Annotated in this window: 21 protein-coding genes; all 21 read right to left on the reverse strand. The window is 59.7% G+C overall.

Going from position 1 to position 18,761, the window contains the following annotated elements; genetic code table 11:
* Positions 1 to 24 precede the first annotated feature (24 nt).
* Entirely contained in the window at positions 25 to 1,071 is a 1,047-nt protein-coding gene (locus AB4P92_RS09305) for a phage baseplate assembly protein (protein WP_261735128.1), read from the reverse strand.
* Positions 1,072 to 1,074: 3 nt separating this feature from the next.
* Positions 1,075 to 2,310 (reverse strand): DNA circularization protein, encoded by a 1,236-nt coding sequence (locus AB4P92_RS09310; protein ID WP_395599274.1) that lies wholly within the window; start codon positions 2,308 to 2,310, stop codon positions 1,075 to 1,077.
* Positions 2,297 to 3,859, reverse strand: a complete 1,563-nt coding sequence (locus AB4P92_RS09315; protein WP_395599275.1) for a phage tail protein — start codon at positions 3,857 to 3,859, stop codon at positions 2,297 to 2,299. The genes AB4P92_RS09310 and AB4P92_RS09315 overlap by 14 nt, the downstream gene beginning before the upstream one ends.
* A 130-nt stretch (positions 3,860 to 3,989) precedes the next feature.
* Positions 3,990 to 4,286 carry a phage tail assembly protein gene (locus tag AB4P92_RS09320; RefSeq protein WP_007908778.1) on the reverse strand — a complete coding sequence of 99 codons (297 nt, stop codon included), beginning with the start codon at positions 4,284 to 4,286 and terminating at the stop codon, positions 3,990 to 3,992.
* Positions 4,283 to 4,630, reverse strand: coding sequence for a phage tail tube protein (locus AB4P92_RS09325; protein WP_042557909.1), 348 nt, complete (start codon positions 4,628 to 4,630; stop codon positions 4,283 to 4,285). The genes AB4P92_RS09320 and AB4P92_RS09325 overlap by 4 nt, the downstream gene beginning before the upstream one ends.
* A gap of 67 nt (positions 4,631 to 4,697) precedes the next feature.
* Positions 4,698 to 6,194 carry a phage tail sheath subtilisin-like domain-containing protein gene (locus AB4P92_RS09330; RefSeq protein WP_395599276.1) on the reverse strand — a complete coding sequence of 499 codons (1,497 nt, stop codon included), beginning with the start codon at positions 6,192 to 6,194 and terminating at the stop codon, positions 4,698 to 4,700.
* Positions 6,194 to 6,376, reverse strand: a complete 183-nt coding sequence (locus AB4P92_RS09335) for a DUF2635 domain-containing protein (protein WP_003222219.1) — start codon at positions 6,374 to 6,376, stop codon at positions 6,194 to 6,196. Before AB4P92_RS09335 ends, AB4P92_RS09330 begins: the two co-directional genes overlap by 1 nt.
* Positions 6,373 to 6,957, reverse strand: coding sequence for a hypothetical protein (locus AB4P92_RS09340; protein WP_395599277.1), 585 nt, complete (start codon positions 6,955 to 6,957; stop codon positions 6,373 to 6,375). The genes AB4P92_RS09335 and AB4P92_RS09340 overlap by 4 nt, the downstream gene beginning before the upstream one ends.
* A 146-nt stretch (positions 6,958 to 7,103) precedes the next feature.
* A complete protein-coding gene (locus AB4P92_RS09345) occupies positions 7,104 to 8,120 on the reverse strand; it encodes a phage-like tail protein (protein WP_047299937.1) in 1,017 nt (338 codons plus the stop codon).
* Between the two features lie 9 nt (positions 8,121 to 8,129).
* The gene (locus AB4P92_RS09350; RefSeq protein ID WP_047299936.1) at positions 8,130 to 8,342 is read right to left on the reverse strand and encodes a tail protein X; all 213 of its coding nucleotides are present in this window, start codon (positions 8,340 to 8,342) and stop codon (positions 8,130 to 8,132) included.
* The gene (locus tag AB4P92_RS09355) at positions 8,335 to 8,718 is read right to left on the reverse strand and encodes a phage tail protein (protein WP_047299935.1); all 384 of its coding nucleotides are present in this window, start codon (positions 8,716 to 8,718) and stop codon (positions 8,335 to 8,337) included. The genes AB4P92_RS09350 and AB4P92_RS09355 overlap by 8 nt, the downstream gene beginning before the upstream one ends.
* Positions 8,718 to 10,916 (reverse strand): phage tail tape measure protein, encoded by a 2,199-nt coding sequence (locus AB4P92_RS09360; RefSeq protein ID WP_395599278.1) that lies wholly within the window; start codon positions 10,914 to 10,916, stop codon positions 8,718 to 8,720. Before AB4P92_RS09360 ends, AB4P92_RS09355 begins: the two co-directional genes overlap by 1 nt.
* Positions 10,917 to 11,044: 128 nt before the next feature.
* The gene (locus AB4P92_RS09365) at positions 11,045 to 11,626 is read right to left on the reverse strand and encodes a phage tail assembly protein (RefSeq protein ID WP_395599279.1); all 582 of its coding nucleotides are present in this window, start codon (positions 11,624 to 11,626) and stop codon (positions 11,045 to 11,047) included.
* Between the two features lie 171 nt (positions 11,627 to 11,797).
* Complete coding sequence (locus AB4P92_RS09370; RefSeq protein ID WP_047299932.1) at positions 11,798 to 12,304, reverse strand: phage major tail tube protein; 507 nt, start codon at positions 12,302 to 12,304, stop codon at positions 11,798 to 11,800.
* Entirely contained in the window at positions 12,304 to 13,470 is a 1,167-nt protein-coding gene (locus tag AB4P92_RS09375) for a phage tail protein (protein WP_115146400.1), read from the reverse strand. Before AB4P92_RS09375 ends, AB4P92_RS09370 begins: the two co-directional genes overlap by 1 nt.
* Before the next feature lie 2 nt (positions 13,471 to 13,472).
* Entirely contained in the window at positions 13,473 to 13,658 is a 186-nt protein-coding gene (locus tag AB4P92_RS09380; RefSeq protein WP_395599280.1) for a hypothetical protein, read from the reverse strand.
* Positions 13,659 to 13,757: 99 nt separating this feature from the next.
* On the reverse strand, positions 13,758 to 14,300 hold the full coding sequence (locus AB4P92_RS09385) for a DUF4376 domain-containing protein (RefSeq protein ID WP_395599281.1): 543 nt from the start codon (positions 14,298 to 14,300) through the stop codon (positions 13,758 to 13,760).
* A gap of 11 nt (positions 14,301 to 14,311) precedes the next feature.
* The gene (locus AB4P92_RS09390) at positions 14,312 to 16,804 is read right to left on the reverse strand and encodes a phage tail protein (RefSeq protein WP_395599282.1); all 2,493 of its coding nucleotides are present in this window, start codon (positions 16,802 to 16,804) and stop codon (positions 14,312 to 14,314) included.
* Positions 16,805 to 17,440, reverse strand: coding sequence for a phage tail protein I (locus AB4P92_RS09395; RefSeq protein ID WP_395599283.1), 636 nt, complete (start codon positions 17,438 to 17,440; stop codon positions 16,805 to 16,807).
* On the reverse strand, positions 17,437 to 18,432 hold the full coding sequence (locus AB4P92_RS09400) for a baseplate J/gp47 family protein (protein ID WP_395599284.1): 996 nt from the start codon (positions 18,430 to 18,432) through the stop codon (positions 17,437 to 17,439). The genes AB4P92_RS09395 and AB4P92_RS09400 overlap by 4 nt, the downstream gene beginning before the upstream one ends.
* Positions 18,429 to 18,761: a phage baseplate protein gene (locus tag AB4P92_RS09405; RefSeq protein WP_016985063.1), complete on the reverse strand. Its 333-nt coding sequence runs from the start codon at positions 18,759 to 18,761 to the stop codon at positions 18,429 to 18,431. Before AB4P92_RS09405 ends, AB4P92_RS09400 begins: the two co-directional genes overlap by 4 nt.

Here is an 18,761-nt window from a genome sequence, read left to right on the forward strand (position 1 = left end):
CGAAGGCTGCGATCTTTTGAGGGGCTATGAGGTCTTTTTGGGGGGCGAAGGATCAGGATCAAACGTATGCGGCGGCGCAACCTGCAGGGTTGTCACCGAGCCCTGTGCCGACAACGAGTACGTCACTTTGGAAATCAGCATGTCGCCATCAAACCCGAGCACCGGATCCTTGACCTTCACCAGCGTGTTGTGACGCCACAGATCGCCGTTGGCCTGACGCCAGCCCTGTACCTGATAGGTGGTGGTTTGCGCCCGCCCCATGCGGGTGGCGCTTTCCCATTGGGCACGTTGTTGCGCCAGCTCAAACGTCAGCGCGGTGCCCTCGTTGATGATCGTGGTTCGTCGACGTTTGAAGCTCAGGTCGGCCGCTGTCGATTCAACTTCGCTGACGGCCGCCCCACTCTTCTTGTCCGAGCCTTTTTGCTGACCGATCACCCGGTATTCGGAGAACACCTGGCTGTGATCCATTGCCGCGTTGGCCGACAAGATGTTCTTGCCCAACTCCAATGCATCGCTGGCGCGCCCGCCACTGCCGGGCTTGGCCAGTACCAGCCGGCCTTGCTCGTCATCGGTGGAAAACACCCGGAACAACGAGAGCAAACGGTCGATCGACTGGAATACCGTTTCACCCGGCACAATCGTGTGCTTGGCCAGCCGCGAGGTCTCGGCAATTTCGTTGACCACCATCAACGAATACTCCATCGCCAAGGCCTGGACAATGCTCAGCAACGGTTGCTCCTGCCATTGATTGGGCCGGTTGGTGGCGGCGCAATCGACCAGATCCTGAGTTTTGGAACTGCCCTCGACACTCAGGCTGATCTGCCGACCGTCGTAGGTAATGGGCGCCTTGAACACGTAACCGGTGAGCACTAGGTCCTTGCCGATTTTCACTTCGCAGGGGTCACCCGGTTTGATCCGTTGATCCACCGTCTGCCCCGGCCATTGCCAGGTGATGTCGAGTTTGAAGGTGCGAAACTGGCGCTCAAGATCAGCTGTGATTTGCACGCTTTTCCAGCCGCCGTACTCCATGTCGTTGACTATCAACGTAACGCGGTTATCCATCTCGCTCATGGTTCACTCCCCGGAGACTTTCACGTCGTTGGGCGAAAAACCCGGATGAGATATCCCGTTACGCTGAGTCACTTCGGTCACCCGAGTTGCATCGCCAAATTGCTTGTAGGCCACGACCACCGCCGGAAAGCTCTCCTGAAAGGATTTGCTGACTTGCCGCACACCGGACGACGCCACAGCCTTGAGATGCGCAATCAGCGCCTCTTTCACATCGCTGATGGCCTGGAAGTGCGCGGGGTCGGCCTTGTCCAGCATTGGATTGATCGCCACGGCCACGGCGTTACGCAGAGCCTGCATGTCGTCACTGACCGGGACTTCCTGCCGGGCCACCGGGCTCGTCGCCTGTTGGCCTACCGATGGCGTCGATTGCAGCTTCACCGGGGTGGTCGCCACCGGCATCGATGCCACCCATTGCGCCACTTTGACCAGCAGTGTGTCCTGCACCAGATCCGCCATGGCTTGCGCCGCCGCGGTGGTGTCCTTGCCGGTGGTGATCTTCGGTGCATCGGCCTTTCGGATGGCTTCGAGTTGTTGCGACACGTCGGCAATCACGCCACGGTAGCCCTCCTTCGCGAACGCCTTCAGCTCCTTGATATCGCCGAGCAAACCCTTGAACTCCGCCGCCACTTCCTTGGGCAGCTCCTTGACGGCTTTGACCAGTTCGGTGATCTGTTTGTACTGCTCGATCAGCGGTTTGAGCTGTTCCTTGATCACTTCATAAACCCCGGTCAGGCTGTTGCGCAGATTGGCGATACCGATCCGCGCAGCCTTGATCAAGGTCATCGCCTGTTCGAAGCGTGCCACCGCCGAACCCAGCAAAGTGTCAGCCTTGGACAACAACACTTTCTGCGTACTGACGGTTGCCGTCGGAAACGGCAACGGCTGATCGGGATAGAACTTCAGCGCGAACGTGACCAACCCACCGTCCTGGCGGGTGTGGGTCATGTCGCACTCGCCGACCTTGACTTGCACGCGGCCGAGCCATGGATGCACCAGCTCACCGCTACCCGCCTCCAGTGCCTTGAGCAACTTGTCGCGCTGCTCCAGGCAATCGGCGCCGACGATAAATGCCGTCAGATCGTGGGTCTTGGCCTGCTGGCCGAGGTCCTCGAAAAACGGCAGGTCACGCTGCGGATACTCGTGCAACTGACCTTTGCGACCGACCGGGATTTTCGCCTGATCGATCCAGAACCCGACACCGCGAAAGGATGCCGGCAACAAGCGGTCACGCCAGTTCATTGGAACCTCCTGCCGACAGTGAGCGATAGCCGATGCGCGACGACAGCGCCAGGCCCGGTTGATTGGTTTGCGGTTGATCGGTACGCAGTCCGGCCGGCGCATTTTCGAAGCGCACGGTCAGGCCGCCCTCGAGTTGCGTGCGGTTGTTGGCGGCGCTTTGCTGGATCAGCGTGTTGGAGGTTTGCGACAGAGAGCCGGCCTGTAGGGCCGGTTTTTCCGGCGTAGTTCCGGGTGCCGCCAACGGGCTCGGTGACGACTCCACGGTGCCTTTGAAAAACACCGGCGCCAGTTCGCCTTTACCTTCAGCGTTGGTTTTCAATTGGGCTTGAGTGAAAACATCCACCCTGGCCTTGGCATCAGCGATCAGCTCGCCGAAACCGCCGTTGAAAAACGCCTTGATCGGTGCGATGGCGTCCTGAAACTTCTGCGCCCACTTTTCGATCCAGGCGGTAACAGGTGCCCAGTTCTCGATGATTTTTTCCAGCGGTGACCAGCCCAGTTGCTCGCGGATAACCGCGTACATCGCCACAAACGGCAGTTTGATGTAATCCCAGATCGCGGTGAACACACTGACCACCCCGCCCCAGACTGCCTGGATTACTTCCAGCGGCGACCAATCAAAGAAGCCTTGCAGGAAAGTCTGCACAGGCACCGAGACCGCCCTGAGCAAATCCCAGATCGAAGAGAACAGCCCGACCAATGGCCCCCAGTTATTCACGACCAGCCCATGAGGCGAATAGTTGAACCAGGTCTTGAAGAACTCCATCACCGGCGCCGCGACAGCCTTGACGCCCTCCCATAACGCCGCGAAAAAAGCCGTGACCGGTCCCCAGTTACTGATCAATTGCCCCAGCGGGGTATAGCTGAACATCGTCTTGAAAAACTCGGCCATCGGAATGACAACCGGCGCAATTTTCTGCCAGAGCCCGATGAAAAACGTCGAGATCGGTTTCCAGTTGGCCACGATCAAACCGGCAGCCAAGGCAATGCCTGCGGCAATCAGCATGATCGGGTTGGCCTTCATCACCATGCTCATCACGTCGAACACCTGAGTCGCACCGGCCACAGCGGTTTGCATCGCCGAGAAAGCGATAGCCCCCGCCGCCAGGCCTTCGACCAATTGCGGATTGTCGGCGAGGATACCGCTGACCTGAGTGAGCATCGGCTCAAGTCCGACGACCAATGCACCGACAGCGGGCACCAGCGCGGCATCGATTGCGCCCGTGACCTTTTCCATCGACGCACTGAACACGTTCATGTTCTGCGCCGCGACTTTCGGTGCGGCCGGCAAGTCGACGGTTTTTGCCGTCGCGCTGACCTCGGTCAATTTGCCCTGAAACGCCGCCGCCGACTTGATCCCATCCACGAACGGCGTAATCACGCTGCCGCCCTTGAACAGACCACTGATGTCCAGTTTGCCGAGACCGGTCTGCTCAAGGTTTTTCTTGAAACTCTCGACATTGGCTCGAAGGGCGCCGAGTTTGGGCGACAGTTCATCGATGCCCGTGATCAGCACCGGAGTTTTCACTTTCTTTTCTTCGTCTGCCATCACTGCACCTGCTGCATCGCATTGATCCGTTGCGCGTGCTCCAGCGATTCGCGGAGCACATCCAGTGGCCTGGCCATCATCTGTTCGGGGTCAACCTTCCAGAACCAGGCCAGGTCATAGGCGACGGCGATCAGGTCGGTGATGGCGCCGACGCCGCACTCATGAAAAAACTCGCAACGGCCCAGCTCAGCGCGTTGAGGTCAGCCAGATCCAACTGGTTGACCGACGACGGCGGAATGCCGGCGCACACGGCGATGTATTTGGCCGCGACGTCCATGTCGAGGCTGACTTCTTCGCTCTTGTCGATCTTGTACGGCAGCGCCTTGATCGCTCGCACTTCCTGCACCGTCGGACGGCGCAGGACGAGTTCGGTCAGGGGCTCGCCGTGAGCTTCGATCGCAACTTGAAGCTTCACGGCGCCGCTCATTGCCAGGTCCCCTTGATGCCTTCGAATTTCAGTTCGATGGTCGCGTCATCGCCTTTGGAGACTGGCTCTTCGACCAGGTAAGCGCCGGCCAGCACATAGACTTTGCCGTTGCTGAATTCGCAGGTGACGGTGATATCGGTGCCGTCGATCAGCTTCTTCAGCGGGAAGTCGGGGGTGTGCAGCGCAGTCACTTTGAACGACGGTGCGATGTCGGTTTCCTTGTAGAAACCGGGTACGACGGTTTCGCGTTTGACCGCCATCAACGGGGCTTCGCAGCCGCCATTGATAGTCAGTTGTGCGCCGTCGACCTTGACGTAGCAGGTGCCTGCAATCAGTTGACCCATGGTGTTACTCCCTTTCATAAAAAAGCCCACGCGAGGTGGGCTGAATGCTTGACGTCAAACGCTGCGATCAGGCTGCGTCGTCGTATTGCAGGCGGAATTGGTTGAGCAGTGCGAACACGCGCAGACCGTTGATGTAATCCGGCGGGAACAGTACGTTCACGCGGCTCGGGTCCTGCACGTCGCGCTCGACGATCAGGTGCTCGGCGAACAGTTCGGCGTTCTCAACGTGGCCTTCCAGTTCGAGCTTGGCGTACTGGGCGATCAGCTCACCGCGAATGGTGCTCGGGGTGACGATTGGCTGGCCGGCGCCGAAACGGGTGCCGTCGGAAGCCAGTTTGTGCCGGCCGTACTTGCTGGTGATCACGCTTTGCAGACGACGCACGATGAACGCCGACTGGTGCATGGTTTCGCTGTCCAGGTAGGAGTTGTCAGCCTGGCCGTAAGCGTTTTTCTGGTAGGTGGTGATCGAACGCTGGATGCGCACGTAGCCGCCTTCGTAGTACGCGGTGGCGATGCCGTAGTTGAGCAGCGACTGACGCTCGGTCAGGGTGAAGCGCTCGCTCGCCGGCGCCGGATCGACACCCGGCAGGCTGCCGCTCTGGGTCGGACGACTGGCGTCGGCGGAGATGAACACCGAGGTGCGTGCAGCCAGTGCGGCGGCTTGTACCCAGACCGGTTGCGGTACGCCCGGCTCCAGCGCCTGAATGGTCATGTGCTGATCGTTTCGCGCCTGGCCTGCAGCGACCAGAGTGCCGACGGTGCCGCGTTTGGCGCTGTAGACGTGACCGAACAGTTGCTTGGCCCAGGACCAGCGACCGGTGCTGTCATCCATGACCGCTTGCCAGGTGTTGAGGGTGGCCAGATCCGACCACGGCAGTGCGATGAACTCGAACGGCTCGTCACCCAGTGCCGCGACAGCAGCGATCTGATCGGGCACGCCGGCGCCGCCGGTCATGGCGGTGACTGCGCTGGTCAGGCCAGCCGGGGTTTCTTCGCCGTTGCTCTTGCCCAGGCGATTGAATTGCAGGCTGATGTCATTGCCGCTGTCGCCAGTCCATTTGGCAGACAGGGTGACCACACCTTCGGCCGCTGCCGCACTCACCGGGAGATCGGCACTGGCATTGATTTTCTGCGCCAGCGCAGTGGCTGCCTGAGCAGCGGTCGCACCGTTGACCACGGTGGCTTGTACACGCACGCCGCCAACATACAGGTTGAGCAGACCCGCCTGAGTCGCGGTGCCGGTCAGGGTCAGCACGCCTTTGGCGACGGCGCCTTCAGTGTTGTGCAGCGGCAGGCACCAGATCTCGCCAATCGGGTCGGCCTTGCGGAAGGTCTCGTACATCGAGGCGAGCATCGAGCCCTGACCACCAATGCTTTTCGCCAGTGCAACGCTGGAGACCAGCGCCAGTTTGCCGACCTCGCTCGGGGCGACGTTGTCGTTGACCTGGGCGACAATCAAACGGCGCATGGTCGAGCTCGCGCTATTGGCGGCCGAGTTGTCCATTTCGGCATAGAACAGCGGTACACGAATGTCCGCGGGGATGTTGCTGAATCCGATCGCCATTATTTGGCTCCCTGTGGTTTAGCCGCTTTTGCGGTTTTGAGTGTGATATCGCCGTCGGCCAGACGTCGGCGCCACCAGGCGCTGTCCAGCACTTCACGGCCTTCGAGGGGCAGCAGATCGCCCGCCTCCGGGTCAGGCACAGCGCGGCCAGCGGCCGGCAGTACGGTGATGCGATTGCTCATGGGGTTACCTCTGCAGAGAAAGTCAGTTCCACGCGCCCATCGGGGCCCGGGCGTTTCAGGTTGGGGTCGGCGGGGTCGATCGCATCGACTCGCACGGTGGCCCCGGTAAAGGACGACAAACCGTCCAGTTCACGTTCGTGCCAGCTCTGCGCAGGTTGACCGGGCAGATTGCGACCGAGCTGGAACTCGGCAAAAAAGCGCAACCGGTAAAACACGCGGCTGCTGTTGATCGAGACCATTTCGCCGCCGTCATAAACGATGGCGTTGTAGTCGTTGTCAGGCTTGAACCCCACCAACGCGCGCCACAGTTCGCCGCGCAGGTCATGCAACAGATCCAGCGCTTTTGTAGCGTCGGTGGCATCAAGCACTAGGACGATTTCGAAGCGGTCGCGGATCGGTTGAGTGATGAGGTTTTGTGCGGTGCTGCTACTGGCGACATCGGCCATTGGCAGCACATGGGCCGAGGGTGTCGGCAGATCGGAATTGCCTTGCAGCAATGCCAGATCAACACCTACCGCAATGTGACTGGCCAGGCTGGGGCATTGCGCACGCAACTGCGTGAGGATCGGGGTGATCTTCATGGGGGTGTTCCTGAGTCGGGGGAGTTATCGCAGACCCAAATGTGGGAGCGAGCCTGCTCGCGAAAGCGGTGGATCAGTCGCCATCAAAGTTGAAGGTGCCGGCCTCTTCGCGAGCAGGCTCGCTCCCACGGGGTGTTGTGCAGGGATCAGGCTTTGGGATCGAGGCCGGTTGCCTCGATCAGACAGCGATAGCTTTCCTCGCGCTTGCCGCTGGCGGTGACTTTTTCGATCGACCAGCGACCGCGCATGAAGTCTGGCCAGGTGTCATCGAGCACCAACAGTCCTTCGGCAGCCAGCAGCGGATCGCCCGGGCAGGTGACCTTCAGCTTGTATTTCTCGCGCAGCATCTTGCGCACTTCGGCTTCGCCGATGGCTTTGGCTTCTTCTTCACTGGCCTGTTTCTGGCGAATGACCTTGTAGGGTGCGGAACCGGTTATCACCTCGCGCAGTTTGCCGGCGGCGATGTCCCAGAAGCAGGTCTTGCAACCCTGATTCTGGGTGCGAGCAGTCTCTTCCAGTGTGGCGCTGATGAAGGCGTGATCACCCGGTCGATTGTTGCGGGTCACCGACAGCCTGACGTCCGGTATCACTTGGCCCGACAGGTTTTTCAGTTGCGCCGGTTTCGCCAGCACGTAGAGGTCGTTGAACGGTTTGGCCACCGCGTCGTACTTCTTTGCCAGTCGCGTGATAAAGCCCATGTCGGTTTCGTTCGACTGATCAACATGAGCAATCCGGATCAGCGCCAGTTCGGGATCGACGCGCGGCGAAAAACCGTGCGGCGAGACCAACTGGCGAAACAGTGCGCCAAGGGTGGTGGGGCCATGACTGGCCGTGCGCCGTTCCTTGAATCGGGTCTCATCCTTGCCGCTGAAAGGCGCTGCGGTCGCCACCAGCGTCAGGCGCAAAGGGAACAGCGTCGGGGTCAGTCGAGTCACCTTGAACTGGCCCTTTTCGACCAGCCCGGACTCCAGATAGCCCACCCGCAGGCCGATGGTTCCGCCCAGGGTCGGCAAGCCTTCAAGGCCTTCCAGGTCGATCACCAATGTCAGTTGATCGGACTCCATCCCGGCAGCATCAATGTGTTCCCAACTGATCAGGCGCTGGTTCAGCAAGGCCTGGTTGGCGCCGTAGATTTCGATTGCCGGTGTAAATCCCTGTGCCATGCAACCTCCTTAGTCCCAAGCCAAAACCGGTTTGATTGCGGCGGGTCGGCTGTCGAGTTCCGGCAGCGTCACCCAAATGCCCGCCGGCAAAACGGGGCCGTGTTCGGCCAGGGTCGCATTAAGTTGCCACAACGCTTCTTCGGCCTGATCGTCTGAGCGACCCGATTCGCGGTAGAGCAGCAGATTGACCGAATCACCGGCCACGCTTCGGACCTTACGCATTGTTGAACTCCGCTAATTCGAGTACCCACTTGATCACCATCGCGGTGCCGTCATCGATGACCTCGCTCTGGTTTTCCTGAACGCTGTTGATCCGCCACAACCCCCAGTTGCGACCGATGCCGTCGATCAACGGCAGCGGTGCTCTCAAGGCTTGCAGCGCACGCAGTTCATTGAGCCGTTCCATGGCCACGGCGTACATAGCGGTGCCGCCGATGGTCAGGGTTTCGGGCTTCTGTCCGGTCTGATGGGATTTGGGTTTACTGGTGAGGATCTGCAATTCAGTCCAGCCACCGTCGGATTTGCGCGCCAGCGTGCTGTAAGCAAACTCGCGGGACAGGCCGAAGATGAAACTGCCGAGTGCCATTTGTTGTTTCATCAGGCGACTCCATCGCTGAGGGCTGCGTCGCGGCGGGTGGCGAGGGGGTTGGTGCTTATCAAAGGCGTAAAGTCAGAAGTGAAATGTGACTGCATGACCTGCGCGACCATGGCGGTCACTTTTTCAGCGCTCACCAGATCGCCGCCACTGAAGTTAAAAGCGGGCGCGTAGGTGACATTCTGGCTCTGCTGATTTTGCGCCTGCACACTGCTCAGGCCGGCGCTGACTTCTGACGGTGGAGCAAGCCGATCAGGCGCGGGTGTCGCAAGCTTTTCACCCAGCGCTTCCCCTTCCTGACTGCCGTAAAAACTGCCGATAGCACCGCCCAATGCACCACCGATTAACGTACCGATGCCGGGCAGAATGAAAGTACCGATCGTGGCGCCGATACTCGCGCCGGCATAGCCACCGGCCAGGCCGCCCGCTGCCATGCCTACGCCACCGGCGACTTTTTTCGTATCGCCCTCGGCCACGCCTTCGACGACCTTCATACCGGCTTCGACCATCGTCAACGGCATGCTCAATGGACCTGCCACCCGGCCGACCCGGGCCCCCTGACTGATCAGACTGCGGCCTGGAGCGGAGACCAGAAATCTGGCCCGATTCAGGGCGGCGGTACCGAGGGCGCCGGCACTGGCCGAGAGACTGCCCAAGCCGGATCTGATGCCGGCCATGACGGGGCCTGTCCACGTGGCGGCTTGGGACGCCAATGCGCCCAACGGCTTGCCGCCCTTCATTCCGGCAGCCATCAGGATCAGCGCGCCAGCGAGTGCCGGGGCTTTTTCCGCCACCTCACTTAAACCATCGGCTGCACCTCCGACTTTTTCCACTAGGTAATCAAAAACTGGCAGCACGGTATCGCCGGCGGATGAATAGAGCCGGTCCTTCTGGGCGCCGAAGATGTTCCAGCGTGCCTGCGAAGTATCCGCGAGTGTCAGGGCAGTCTGATCAACCGCCCCTGTGTACTGTTTTTTATCCTTTTCATCCTTTTTACCCGCCACCAGTGCAAAGGCGCGCTGCACGTCAGCGGTGTTCTCGAGCATTTGCCGCACCGGTTGGGCGACCGAGAACAACGTTGTCGACAACGCGGATTGCTCATTCGGGGATTGCTTTTTCAGCGCCTCCAGCAACTCCAAGATCGCGCCGGGAGCATCGCCTTTCATTTTCTCGGCCAAGGCCTTGGGGTCGAGCTGCAGCTGAGCGAACGCCGCTTTCTGGCTTGCAGAAGCTTTATCCCCGAGTGCCAGGGTCGTCGTGATTTTTTCGAACGCTACGCCCGCATCGGCCTTGTTTACCCCGGCGTTAAGCAACGCCGCAGAAAATGCCGCGGCTTGCTCGGGCGCCATTCCGGCGCCTTTTGCCGATGTGCCGTAAGTGCCCAGAATCGAACCGATATCAGCGGCAGAAGCGGCCAATCGACTGTCGAGCAAACTGGTCGCGTCAGCGAGATCGAGGGTTTGCGCGCGATTGAGGCTCATCGAGGTACGCCAGCCGATCAACAGGTCCGCGGCATCCAGCGGTTTCATCTTGAACGCGGTCGCCGTGACCGCTGTGTCTCTGGTGAAATCCATCAGGTCGTTTTGCCTGCCGGCTTGATCGATATTGCCTTCGGCATCCAACCGATCATTGCCGACCCCGGCCTTGGCGCCAGCGTAGCCGATGCTTGCCAGCTCAACCGCAGTTGTACCGCCGGCAGCCACCTTCGCCTCGGTGGCCATCTTCTCCAGCGCGACCTGCAACGTTTTGCGTTGGTCGCCTTCAAGCCCGACGACCAGATCAAGCCTCGCCATCGCGGCGTCGAGATTGATGGCCGGTTGCAAAGGCTGATATGGCGCCGTGGCGGCATTCTCACTCGGCGTTTTTTGCCCGGCGCCAAGGGCCATTCCGCCCATTTGTGATTGTCGGTCGTTCAGTGCCTGTTGCAGCGAGTGCTGTGACATCAGCACCGTGTGTATCGACCCCAGCACATCCCTGAGCTGAACCTGTTCGGCCGTCAACTGACGCAGCTCGGCGGTGGCATCTGCCAGCGCCAGGCTCAGCCCGGCAAACCCGCCATCCGCTTTCAACATCGGCTCCACACCTGCCGAACCGATGTCTCGCGCAGACATCACTGGAGACTTCAGCGTGGCCGTGGTGTGTGCCGTTCGGGTCTCTTGATTGACATTCGCGAACGTCAACGCATAGTTATCCTCTGCCATGCCGCTCTACTCCTGTTTCACGCCAAGGCGAGTGATCGCTATGTCGTAGCGGCGCAACGCCTTTTCGGCGTCCCATTCCAGAATTTCCGCCTCACTTACCGGGTAAATGAGCGGGACGATATCGAGGATTACTTCGATGTCGCGTTCCGAAAGTAGGCCGCCGGCTGGTTTAAAAAATCGTCGATGCGCACCTGCAATTGTGTCCAGTCCGGGACGCTCAACAGGGCCAGATCGGGGATCATCAGGCCGGTGCAATGGGCGGTGATGAACTCGGCGCGTTCTTTGGCCGTTTTCAGTTTCTTCATCACTTTGGTGGCGCGCAGCACCGGCATTTCCAGGCTCAGCGAAGTGACTGTGCGGCCGGTGATGGCGAGCGGTTGCAGCAGTTGGATTTGATCGGGATCGTCGGACTTTTCCGCGTTTTCAACCTGATCGAGAAAGTACGACGCCGGACGGGTCGACATTTCGTGCACGTACTGGGCGATGCTCACGTAGTCCGGGCGTTTGAGCTGGTCGAGTTCCTTGACCGACAGGCCGGTGGCCAGCAACGCCAGTTCGAAGAACTGATCGTCTTCATCATCGCCGGCACGTTCCAGCGCGTCTTTCTGCGCGGCGTAGAACAGCGGCTTGAGCTGGATCGTTTCGATCTGCGAGCCGTCGTCACCGGTAATCGGCGACAACAGGTCATGCTTGGGTGGCATCCACGACATGAATGAATTCCTTGGTGATTCTTGGGGGTTACTCAATTTTTCTGCCAGTCACGCTGGCCCACTGTGGGAGCGAGCCTGCTCGCGAAAGCGGTCGTTCAGTCACATTGATGTTGAATGTGCTCAAGCCTTCGCGAGCAGGCTCGCTCCCACAGGTTTTTGCTCTGCGCCGGGTTACGGCATCAACACCGCACGCCGCGCATCACCGAGGATGTCGACGCCGTTGAGCACAAACTTCTGCGTGCGCACGTCGATGTCGATCACCGGTACGCCGTTTTCCAGACGGTTGTAGGTGCGGCAGGACAACTCCAGATTGGTCTTGGGTTTTTCGCCCATTTTCACCGCCGTTTCCTCAAGGGATTTCAGCTTGCCGCCGACGGTGTGGTAGGTGAACCAGGTGTTGCCATCCTGATCCTGACCGGCTTCACGCACGTTCAGCAGAATGTCGTCGCCAAGGTTCACACCCAGCGCCAGCATCACTTCTGTACCCATACCTTGCAGGGTCAACTTCGCGTTGAGGGCTTTGCCACCCTTGACCATTTCTTCAACAATGAAGCGGCCACCGCGCATCTCTTCCACGTCGAATTCGATCTTCGGCGGAGTAAATTCTTCCACGGTCGCCGACAGCGGCAGGCCTTGCAGAGTGGCCGCGATGGCCTGGCGATTACGGTTGGTAAACATTAGAGAACGTCCTCCAGGAACTGCTCGATGATTTCATCGCGGGCGTTGAGTTGATAAACCATGTGTTCGTTCGGCGCGTAGCGGCCGTAGTCGATGACCACGTACCAGGTGCCGTTCTTGTACTTCTCGACGCTGTTGAGTTCCGGGTGCAGGTACACGCTGCCGCCGGGAATGGTTTCGTCGGCGACCAGGGTTTGCAGCCAGTCGTTGATGCGCTTGACCTCCTGATCCATGAAGGACTTGGTCAGGTTTTTGGCCATGGCTTTCTGGCCGGCCTTGACCAGTTTGCGGCTGATCGCATCTTCGAGGCCGACGTAGCTGATGAACTTACCGGTGATCGAGCGGTTACCCAGCAGCGAGAAACCGCCCAGCACAGTGCGGGCGTAGTAGCTGACGCCGTAGCGGTTGAGCAGATCGCCTTCGGTGGAGGTGTCGAGGATGTTGTATTCGACGACTCGCGATACATCTTCGGCGTAGGTCACCTGGTTGCCCGGGCTTTCCCACTGCTTGACCTTGGCCAGCGCGGCGATCGCCAGGCTGGAAGGCGACAGGAAGACGTTTTTCTTCGCTGCTTTGGAGTAAACGGCGGGCATGTTGTGCACCACCAGGCAACGGTCGAAACCGAGATCGGCGCCGCCGAGTTCCTGGCTGTAAGCCACTTGATCAGCGACCGAGGCGTCCTTGCCATCCAGTACCACACGGGCCTTGATGCGCTTGCCGAACGAGGCGAACTCGCTGGCCACCGCTTTGGTGCCGGTGAAGCCCGGCGCGCCGATGATGGTCAGGTCTTCCGGGACACTGCCCAGCGCAGCCAGACCGAGCTTGCGGCCAGTCGCCGGCTCAACGCCGCCGATCACTGCGTTGACGGTATCAGCCGGGGTCGCACCCGCTTCGACGATCACGACATACACCGGCACCTTGACCACTTTGAGGATCTGGTAAACCGCGTGATACAGCGTGCCCTCTTCCGAACCGGTCGGATCGAGCAGTGCATGGGTGGTGAAGCTGTTGATGCGGAACGGTGCGTTACGCGGAATCAGCGGATCAGCCTTCGGCGCGGTGCCGACCAGACCGATGACGTTGTCACCCAGGCCACCCATGGCCTCGGGGGATTCAGTGGCATTGACGGTAATGCCGTTGTGCTCGAAGTTCAGAACCTCAGCCATGTTTAGTCAGCCTTCTTGGCAGCGGCCTTTTTGGCCTGAGTGGAGGGTGTTTTCAGTTCAAGTCGACCGGCGATGTACAGCGCACTGGCCTCGACGTCGAGCAGATCAAGGTCTTGACCGACGCTCGACCAGTGCCCACCGCCGGTGGGGAATGGGACGAGCACGGTGTAGGTTTGGCGGGTTGCCATTTTTCGTTTCTCCATAAACGGGAAAGCCCCTCGGGGAGGGGCTTTGGCGGGTGTAGGTTTTTTTAGGCGGATAAGAAAACGCCCCGGGGTTCGGGGCGTTTATTGCAGATTTGCGGATTCAGGCGGCGATGAATCCGGCCAGCCTTCGGCGAGCATCTCATCGCGATACTCGCCCGCCTCGATTGCACGTAACAAGCTCAGCTCACGGTCAAAACAGGCTTGAACGTGTGCCCGAACGGCTTTGGCAATGACGATGATCTGCGCTGATCCGATCTCGACGAAACCGGTCAGGGTTTTGAAATTGCAGCGGTAATTGGTGTCGAGGACGGCAGCGAATCCGGTACTCGCAATGAGCGCCTGGCTATCGCGGGTTGTTTCGATGTGTAGGCCTTCGACAACGACCCCCGTAGCCTCGCGCTTGTAACGTTCAGCAGCGACTACCTGCTTATAGTCCGGAACCACTGCCGGGAAAGGTTGTTTGACAATATCGTCACCCTCCCGTCGCCAGATTCCGTCAGTTTCCTGGGTGATCTGGAAAAACAGCGATTCGCTCAGTTTTACAGCAGAGTCCGGAATGACGTGTAGACCATCGATCAGGCAGGTTTGCAGCGTCGAGTCATCGTTAAATACAGCGTATTTCATATGTCCCCCCCTTAATGACCAATGGCGATGTAGCGCGCAGAGGATGCTCCTTGCCCGTCTGTGCCGTTTGATCTGACTGTCAGCGTTGTTTTGGATGTCATACCGGAAGCGGTCGCGTAGAGGGTTATGCCAGGCATTACGCCAGTCGTTTTATCCCCCATGCTTACGACGGCTTGAAAGACCCCGTTGGGGAACGCAATTGGATATGGCGCCGACTGATCTCCGGTTGTGCCGTTGACAGTGCCCCACTGAATGATCACCCCCCCCAACCAACTCGGGAAAACGATATAGCCATTCGTGGCCTTTTGGATCTGAACCCCCCAGCGTAGCTTTTTCGGGGTCACGATCGTGGAGTCGTCAGTCCCTTCTACCATTTGAGTCTGGGTGGCAACCTTCGCCGTACCCTGATTGCTTTCCGATGCTTGCTGCGCTAGAACGGTCAGCGGTGCAATGTCGATGTTTCCCTGATTGACCGGGGCGTTCCAGGCTTTGATGCACCACATGACGGCGAGGTTGCGCGGCCGCGTTCCAACGAGATTGCCTCTCTCATACATAGGCAGACTGTCTAAAAATGACAGCCCTTCTCTCGCGGCCGAGCTGACGGTAATGCCGGTATCCGGATACATGGCCTTAGTGACAACGTCACCGCCAACATATGAATGACTGTTCTCACTGAGGGTCGGACCAAGCTTGAACGCTACGGTGGTGTCTTGCAGCGCCTTGATATCAGGGGTTATTGCGTCAGTCGCTAAGAGTGTTGCTTTCTGGAAACTTCCCAGTACCCGCCCTGAATCAACTCCACGCCCATGATCCCAACCACGCAGGAACTCACCACGCGATTCTGGCAACCGGAAGTTGCCCGCGCCCTCGTCACCCTTGTTGTAAGTGGTACCTAGATAAGCCGCCAGATCCGGATAAGTCGCAATGCTCTGCACACTGCCATCCAGCTCCAGATAACCGGGTGCAACGATCCCCATTGGGAATGCCAGAACAGCACCCACCGGAACGGCGGACTTGAGTCGTTCGACTTCCTTGGCCAGTGCGGCTACGTCGATGGTTCCCTGGTTGACCGGGGCATTCCAGGCTTTGATGCACCACATGACGGCGATGTTGCGAGGGCGGGTTTCACCTCCCCCCATAGCCGAGCCATCAAGAGCTTCGACCCCCTGTGTTTTACTATTGGTATCAGGTTGCCCAGAAAGTCCTAACTGCACCGTTGCCGCTATAGAAGTTCCGGTCCCTCCGCCGTATTTGGCCATGAGGTAGTGCATATGCTCTTTGACTTCATCAGGCTGCCAATCGCCGATCCCTCGACTGAAATCCACTCCGCGTCCATGATCCCAACCGCGCAAAAACTCTCCACGCGACTCAGGCAGTCGGAAATTCCCAACGCCTTCATTACCCTTGTTGAACTTGCCGCCCAGATAGGCGCTTAAGTCCGGGTAAGTTGCGCTGCTCTTGACACTGTTATCCAGTTCCAGAAAACCCGGCGGCGGAACATCTACCGGGAACGCGACAATCGAGCCCACCGGCAATGCCGAAGCTTTCGCAATCAGCGCTTCGACTTCAGCCTTGGTGTACGAATCCTTGATGCCAAACCCTGCCAACGTCTCAGGATTTGCCCCAGCCGTCGCCCGTCCATATTCATCAACGGTCAGACTCTTGTAAGTCCCGGCAGCAATCCCGGTGCGCCCTGCCAGCATCTTGAACGTCAGCGCAGTTGTACCGAGAGTAATCGGCGCATTGGTAGTCAGGTGCCACAGCGAATCACCGTTCGCCGTACCCTCCTCCACCATGACCGTCAGGCCCGGCGTCACCTTGGCGCTGGTGTTGGCGTCGGTTGCTCGCACCCAGTTACCATTGGCGACTATCCACAGGCCGTTGTCCTTGGCCAGGGTTTGATTGGCCAGCAAAACACGATCGCCTGCAATCACGGCCACACCATCAATCTGCTGTGCACCGCTCAACACAATGTTGGTGGATGCCGCAACGCGTACCGATTGCTTGCCATCCAGCTTGCCAAGTTCTTCAGCGAGGTAACTCATGACCCACGCACGAGTAGCCTTCACCACCGTGTCATCAATCAACAACGTCACCAGCGACGCGTTACTGGTCTCGAAAATCGAGCGGATGTAGAACTCTTTACCCGACCCCGAGTTGGCCAGAATCGGCTTGAACGACTCCGGGTATTTGACGATGGCGTAGAGAACACCGGTGTCAGTCCACAACCCCGCTTCGCGCACATACCAACCGCCAACATCCGGCGGGATGGTTACTTCAGCGAGCAGCCAACTCGGATTTTTCTCGTCCTGGAACAGCGCATTGAGCGGCCCGCGCCAGACTTCGCGTTTGAGCGCGGTGGCGGTCGCGGCCGGGTTGTAGACCCCGCCCTCGCCGCCGTCACCGACGGAAATCTGCGTCAACTTGATCGGCGTGCCCGCGGCCTTGCACGCCGTTTCGTAGGCAATCCCTGCGTTGGTGAGCAGGGTGTAATAGTCAGCCATTCAGGCCCCCTGAGGATAAATAGTGGATGTTTCGACGGAGTACATACCGGCAGCCATGAATGCCTCTCCCGAGGTTTCAAGCCCTTCGATGAACACCGGATAAACCGTGGTCAGTTCGCCGCAGAAGGTCGCGGCGCCGATGTAATGGCTGCCGAATGCGCTCAGCCCGACCGACACCGACAGAATGTCCCGTTCGCTCTTGGCATCCGCCAGACGGCGGTCGAGACGGGCGTCGATTTCGGCGCTGTAGGGTTGGTCACTGAAGGCCCGCACGGAAAAGCTGTACGGCGCGCCGGGCGGTGTCCGCTCGTACCACGCGCGAATTTCCGGGCGAAGTTGCAAACCCTTGGCGGCGTTCTCCAGCGCTTTGCGTGTGCCGGCCTGGCGCGCGGTGGGCCAGGCGAGTTCGACGGTCAGGCGCTTTTCCGCTTCCGGTGCAGTCGTGCTCCATTCGGCGACGCCACGATCGGCTGCCAGATACGGTAGAAACGCGACAGGCGTTTCGCTCGGATTCATCAATTCGGGAAACGGCGGCGCGATGCGATCAAGTAGTGCGCCGAAGCCAAGATCCAGCCCTCGTTCCAGTGCCGAACTGTTCGCCGGCAGCAACGTCGGGCGCTGAGTTTGATCGCTCATATGGTCAGCACCTCGATTTCGACCGCCGTGCAGTACGGCGCTTCAAACGCGCTGGTGATGATCGAATCCACCGGCTCAAGAATTTGTAGTTGCACGGCGCCGGCACTGTGCAACGTGTAGTCGATCCAGCTCGGATCGACCCGCCCTTCAAGGCGATGACAACTGTCGGCGTAGGCCTGCAATTGTTGTTGCGCAGCGACTTGGGTCAGGCCCGAATCGGGGCCAGAGTTGATCTTGGCGACGACACGGATTTTGTAGCGCTGAATGTCGGCAGCCTTGACCGTGACCCGATCTGTTTCCGGGCGGACATCGGGCCGGGCAAAGTGTTGGCGAACGCCATTGAGCAATGCCTCGGAAGGCGTGCCGTCACCATCGCGGGAAAGCACAGTGACCTGCACTTCGCCGGGCGCTGTGCGGCGGCCGTTACCATCCTTGACCTGCGCGGCGAGGCCGTCGGGGTTGAAGGTGTAAGTGACGTTCACCACGCCGGCATCGGTCGATTCGACTTTCACCGTCGGCCGCTCGCCGAGGGTGAACACTTCGCGGCGATACTGCATCCGCGAACCCGCCGCCGGGGCATGGGGCGCGAGGTAATAACGCAGCCGCGCATCGTCGTCGCTTTCATAAATCGCCGGCACCGCCGGGAAGGCTGCCGGATCGCCCGGATCGAGCAACTGCCGCTCCAGGCCCATGTCGGCCAGCCGTGCATCGAGATTGCTGCCGGTTGCCCACCACGCCAGCATCTGCTTGATGCGGGCGTTGTATTTGCGTTCGTGGGTTTGCAGCCGGACGCAAAACGCTTCCAGCGCAAGCGTCAGCAATTCGCTTTCGTTTTCCAGGCTGCTCTTGAGTTTTGCTGCGCTGTCCGGTGCTCGGGCGCCGACGTATTCGACGACGAAGGTCTTGAACTCGGCGAGCAAATCTTCGAAGGCTTCGACGGTGATCAGCGAAGGTTCGGCCAATTGGTTCTGGCCGGGGATCAACATGCTCATGTCACTACCTCGAAAGTCTGTTGACGGTTTTTCCAGGTGCCGGCGAAACGCAGCAACAGACCGGCGCCCTGACGGCTGGCGACAATCACTTGCGGCTGAAAATCATCGATGCCGTTTTGCTTGTTGTAGAACGCCTGCGCCGCGTGGCTCTGGGCCAGAAGCAGCACGTCGTCACCGAGGTTCTGCCCCAGCAGCGTGGGGATCAGCGAGCCATAGAGGGGCCTTTTTTGCCGGGTGCCCAGCGGCGTGGTCAGGGCTCGGGTCGCGCGCTGCACAAACTGCAGCCAGTCGTCGACCGTGGCCCCGCTGTCTCTGTCGATTCCGATCAT

The organism is Pseudomonas sp. A0308 (genome assembly GCF_044218815.1).
GTDB classification, from domain to species: domain Bacteria; phylum Pseudomonadota; class Gammaproteobacteria; order Pseudomonadales; family Pseudomonadaceae; genus Aquipseudomonas; species Aquipseudomonas iridis.

Coding starts and splice junctions, on each gene's coding strand:
- AB4P92_RS09385 (WP_395599281.1), bottom strand. CDS start 14,300: ATGAAATACGCTGTATTTAACGATGACTCGACGCTGCAAACCTGCCTG.
- AB4P92_RS09330 (WP_395599276.1), bottom strand. CDS start 6,194: ATGGCGATCGGATTCAGCAACATCCCCGCGGACATTCGTGTACCGCTG.
- AB4P92_RS09305 (WP_261735128.1), bottom strand. CDS start 1,071: ATGAGCGAGATGGATAACCGCGTTACGTTGATAGTCAACGACATGGAG.
- AB4P92_RS09335 (WP_003222219.1), bottom strand. CDS start 6,376: ATGAGCAATCGCATCACCGTACTGCCGGCCGCTGGCCGCGCTGTGCCT.
- AB4P92_RS09405 (WP_016985063.1), bottom strand. CDS start 18,761: ATGATCGGAATCGACAGAGACAGCGGGGCCACGGTCGACGACTGGCTG.
- AB4P92_RS09310 (WP_395599274.1), bottom strand. CDS start 2,310: ATGAACTGGCGTGACCGCTTGTTGCCGGCATCCTTTCGCGGTGTCGGG.
- AB4P92_RS09345 (WP_047299937.1), bottom strand. CDS start 8,120: ATGGCACAGGGATTTACACCGGCAATCGAAATCTACGGCGCCAACCAG.
- AB4P92_RS09375 (WP_115146400.1), bottom strand. CDS start 13,470: ATGGCTGAGGTTCTGAACTTCGAGCACAACGGCATTACCGTCAATGCC.
- AB4P92_RS09365 (WP_395599279.1), bottom strand. CDS start 11,626: ATGTCGTGGATGCCACCCAAGCATGACCTGTTGTCGCCGATTACCGGT.
- AB4P92_RS09350 (WP_047299936.1), bottom strand. CDS start 8,342: ATGCGTAAGGTCCGAAGCGTGGCCGGTGATTCGGTCAATCTGCTGCTC.
- AB4P92_RS09315 (WP_395599275.1), bottom strand. CDS start 3,859: ATGGCAGACGAAGAAAAGAAAGTGAAAACTCCGGTGCTGATCACGGGC.
- AB4P92_RS09370 (WP_047299932.1), bottom strand. CDS start 12,304: ATGTTTACCAACCGTAATCGCCAGGCCATCGCGGCCACTCTGCAAGGC.
- AB4P92_RS09380 (WP_395599280.1), bottom strand. CDS start 13,658: ATGGCAACCCGCCAAACCTACACCGTGCTCGTCCCATTCCCCACCGGC.
- AB4P92_RS09400 (WP_395599284.1), bottom strand. CDS start 18,432: ATGAGCATGTTGATCCCCGGCCAGAACCAATTGGCCGAACCTTCGCTG.
- AB4P92_RS09355 (WP_047299935.1), bottom strand. CDS start 8,718: ATGAAACAACAAATGGCACTCGGCAGTTTCATCTTCGGCCTGTCCCGC.
- AB4P92_RS09360 (WP_395599278.1), bottom strand. CDS start 10,916: ATGGCAGAGGATAACTATGCGTTGACGTTCGCGAATGTCAATCAAGAG.
- AB4P92_RS09320 (WP_007908778.1), bottom strand. CDS start 4,286: ATGAGCGGCGCCGTGAAGCTTCAAGTTGCGATCGAAGCTCACGGCGAG.
- AB4P92_RS09395 (WP_395599283.1), bottom strand. CDS start 17,440: ATGAGCGATCAAACTCAGCGCCCGACGTTGCTGCCGGCGAACAGTTCG.
- AB4P92_RS09325 (WP_042557909.1), bottom strand. CDS start 4,630: ATGGGTCAACTGATTGCAGGCACCTGCTACGTCAAGGTCGACGGCGCA.
- AB4P92_RS09390 (WP_395599282.1), bottom strand. CDS start 16,804: ATGGCTGACTATTACACCCTGCTCACCAACGCAGGGATTGCCTACGAA.
- AB4P92_RS09340 (WP_395599277.1), bottom strand. CDS start 6,957: ATGAAGATCACCCCGATCCTCACGCAGTTGCGTGCGCAATGCCCCAGC.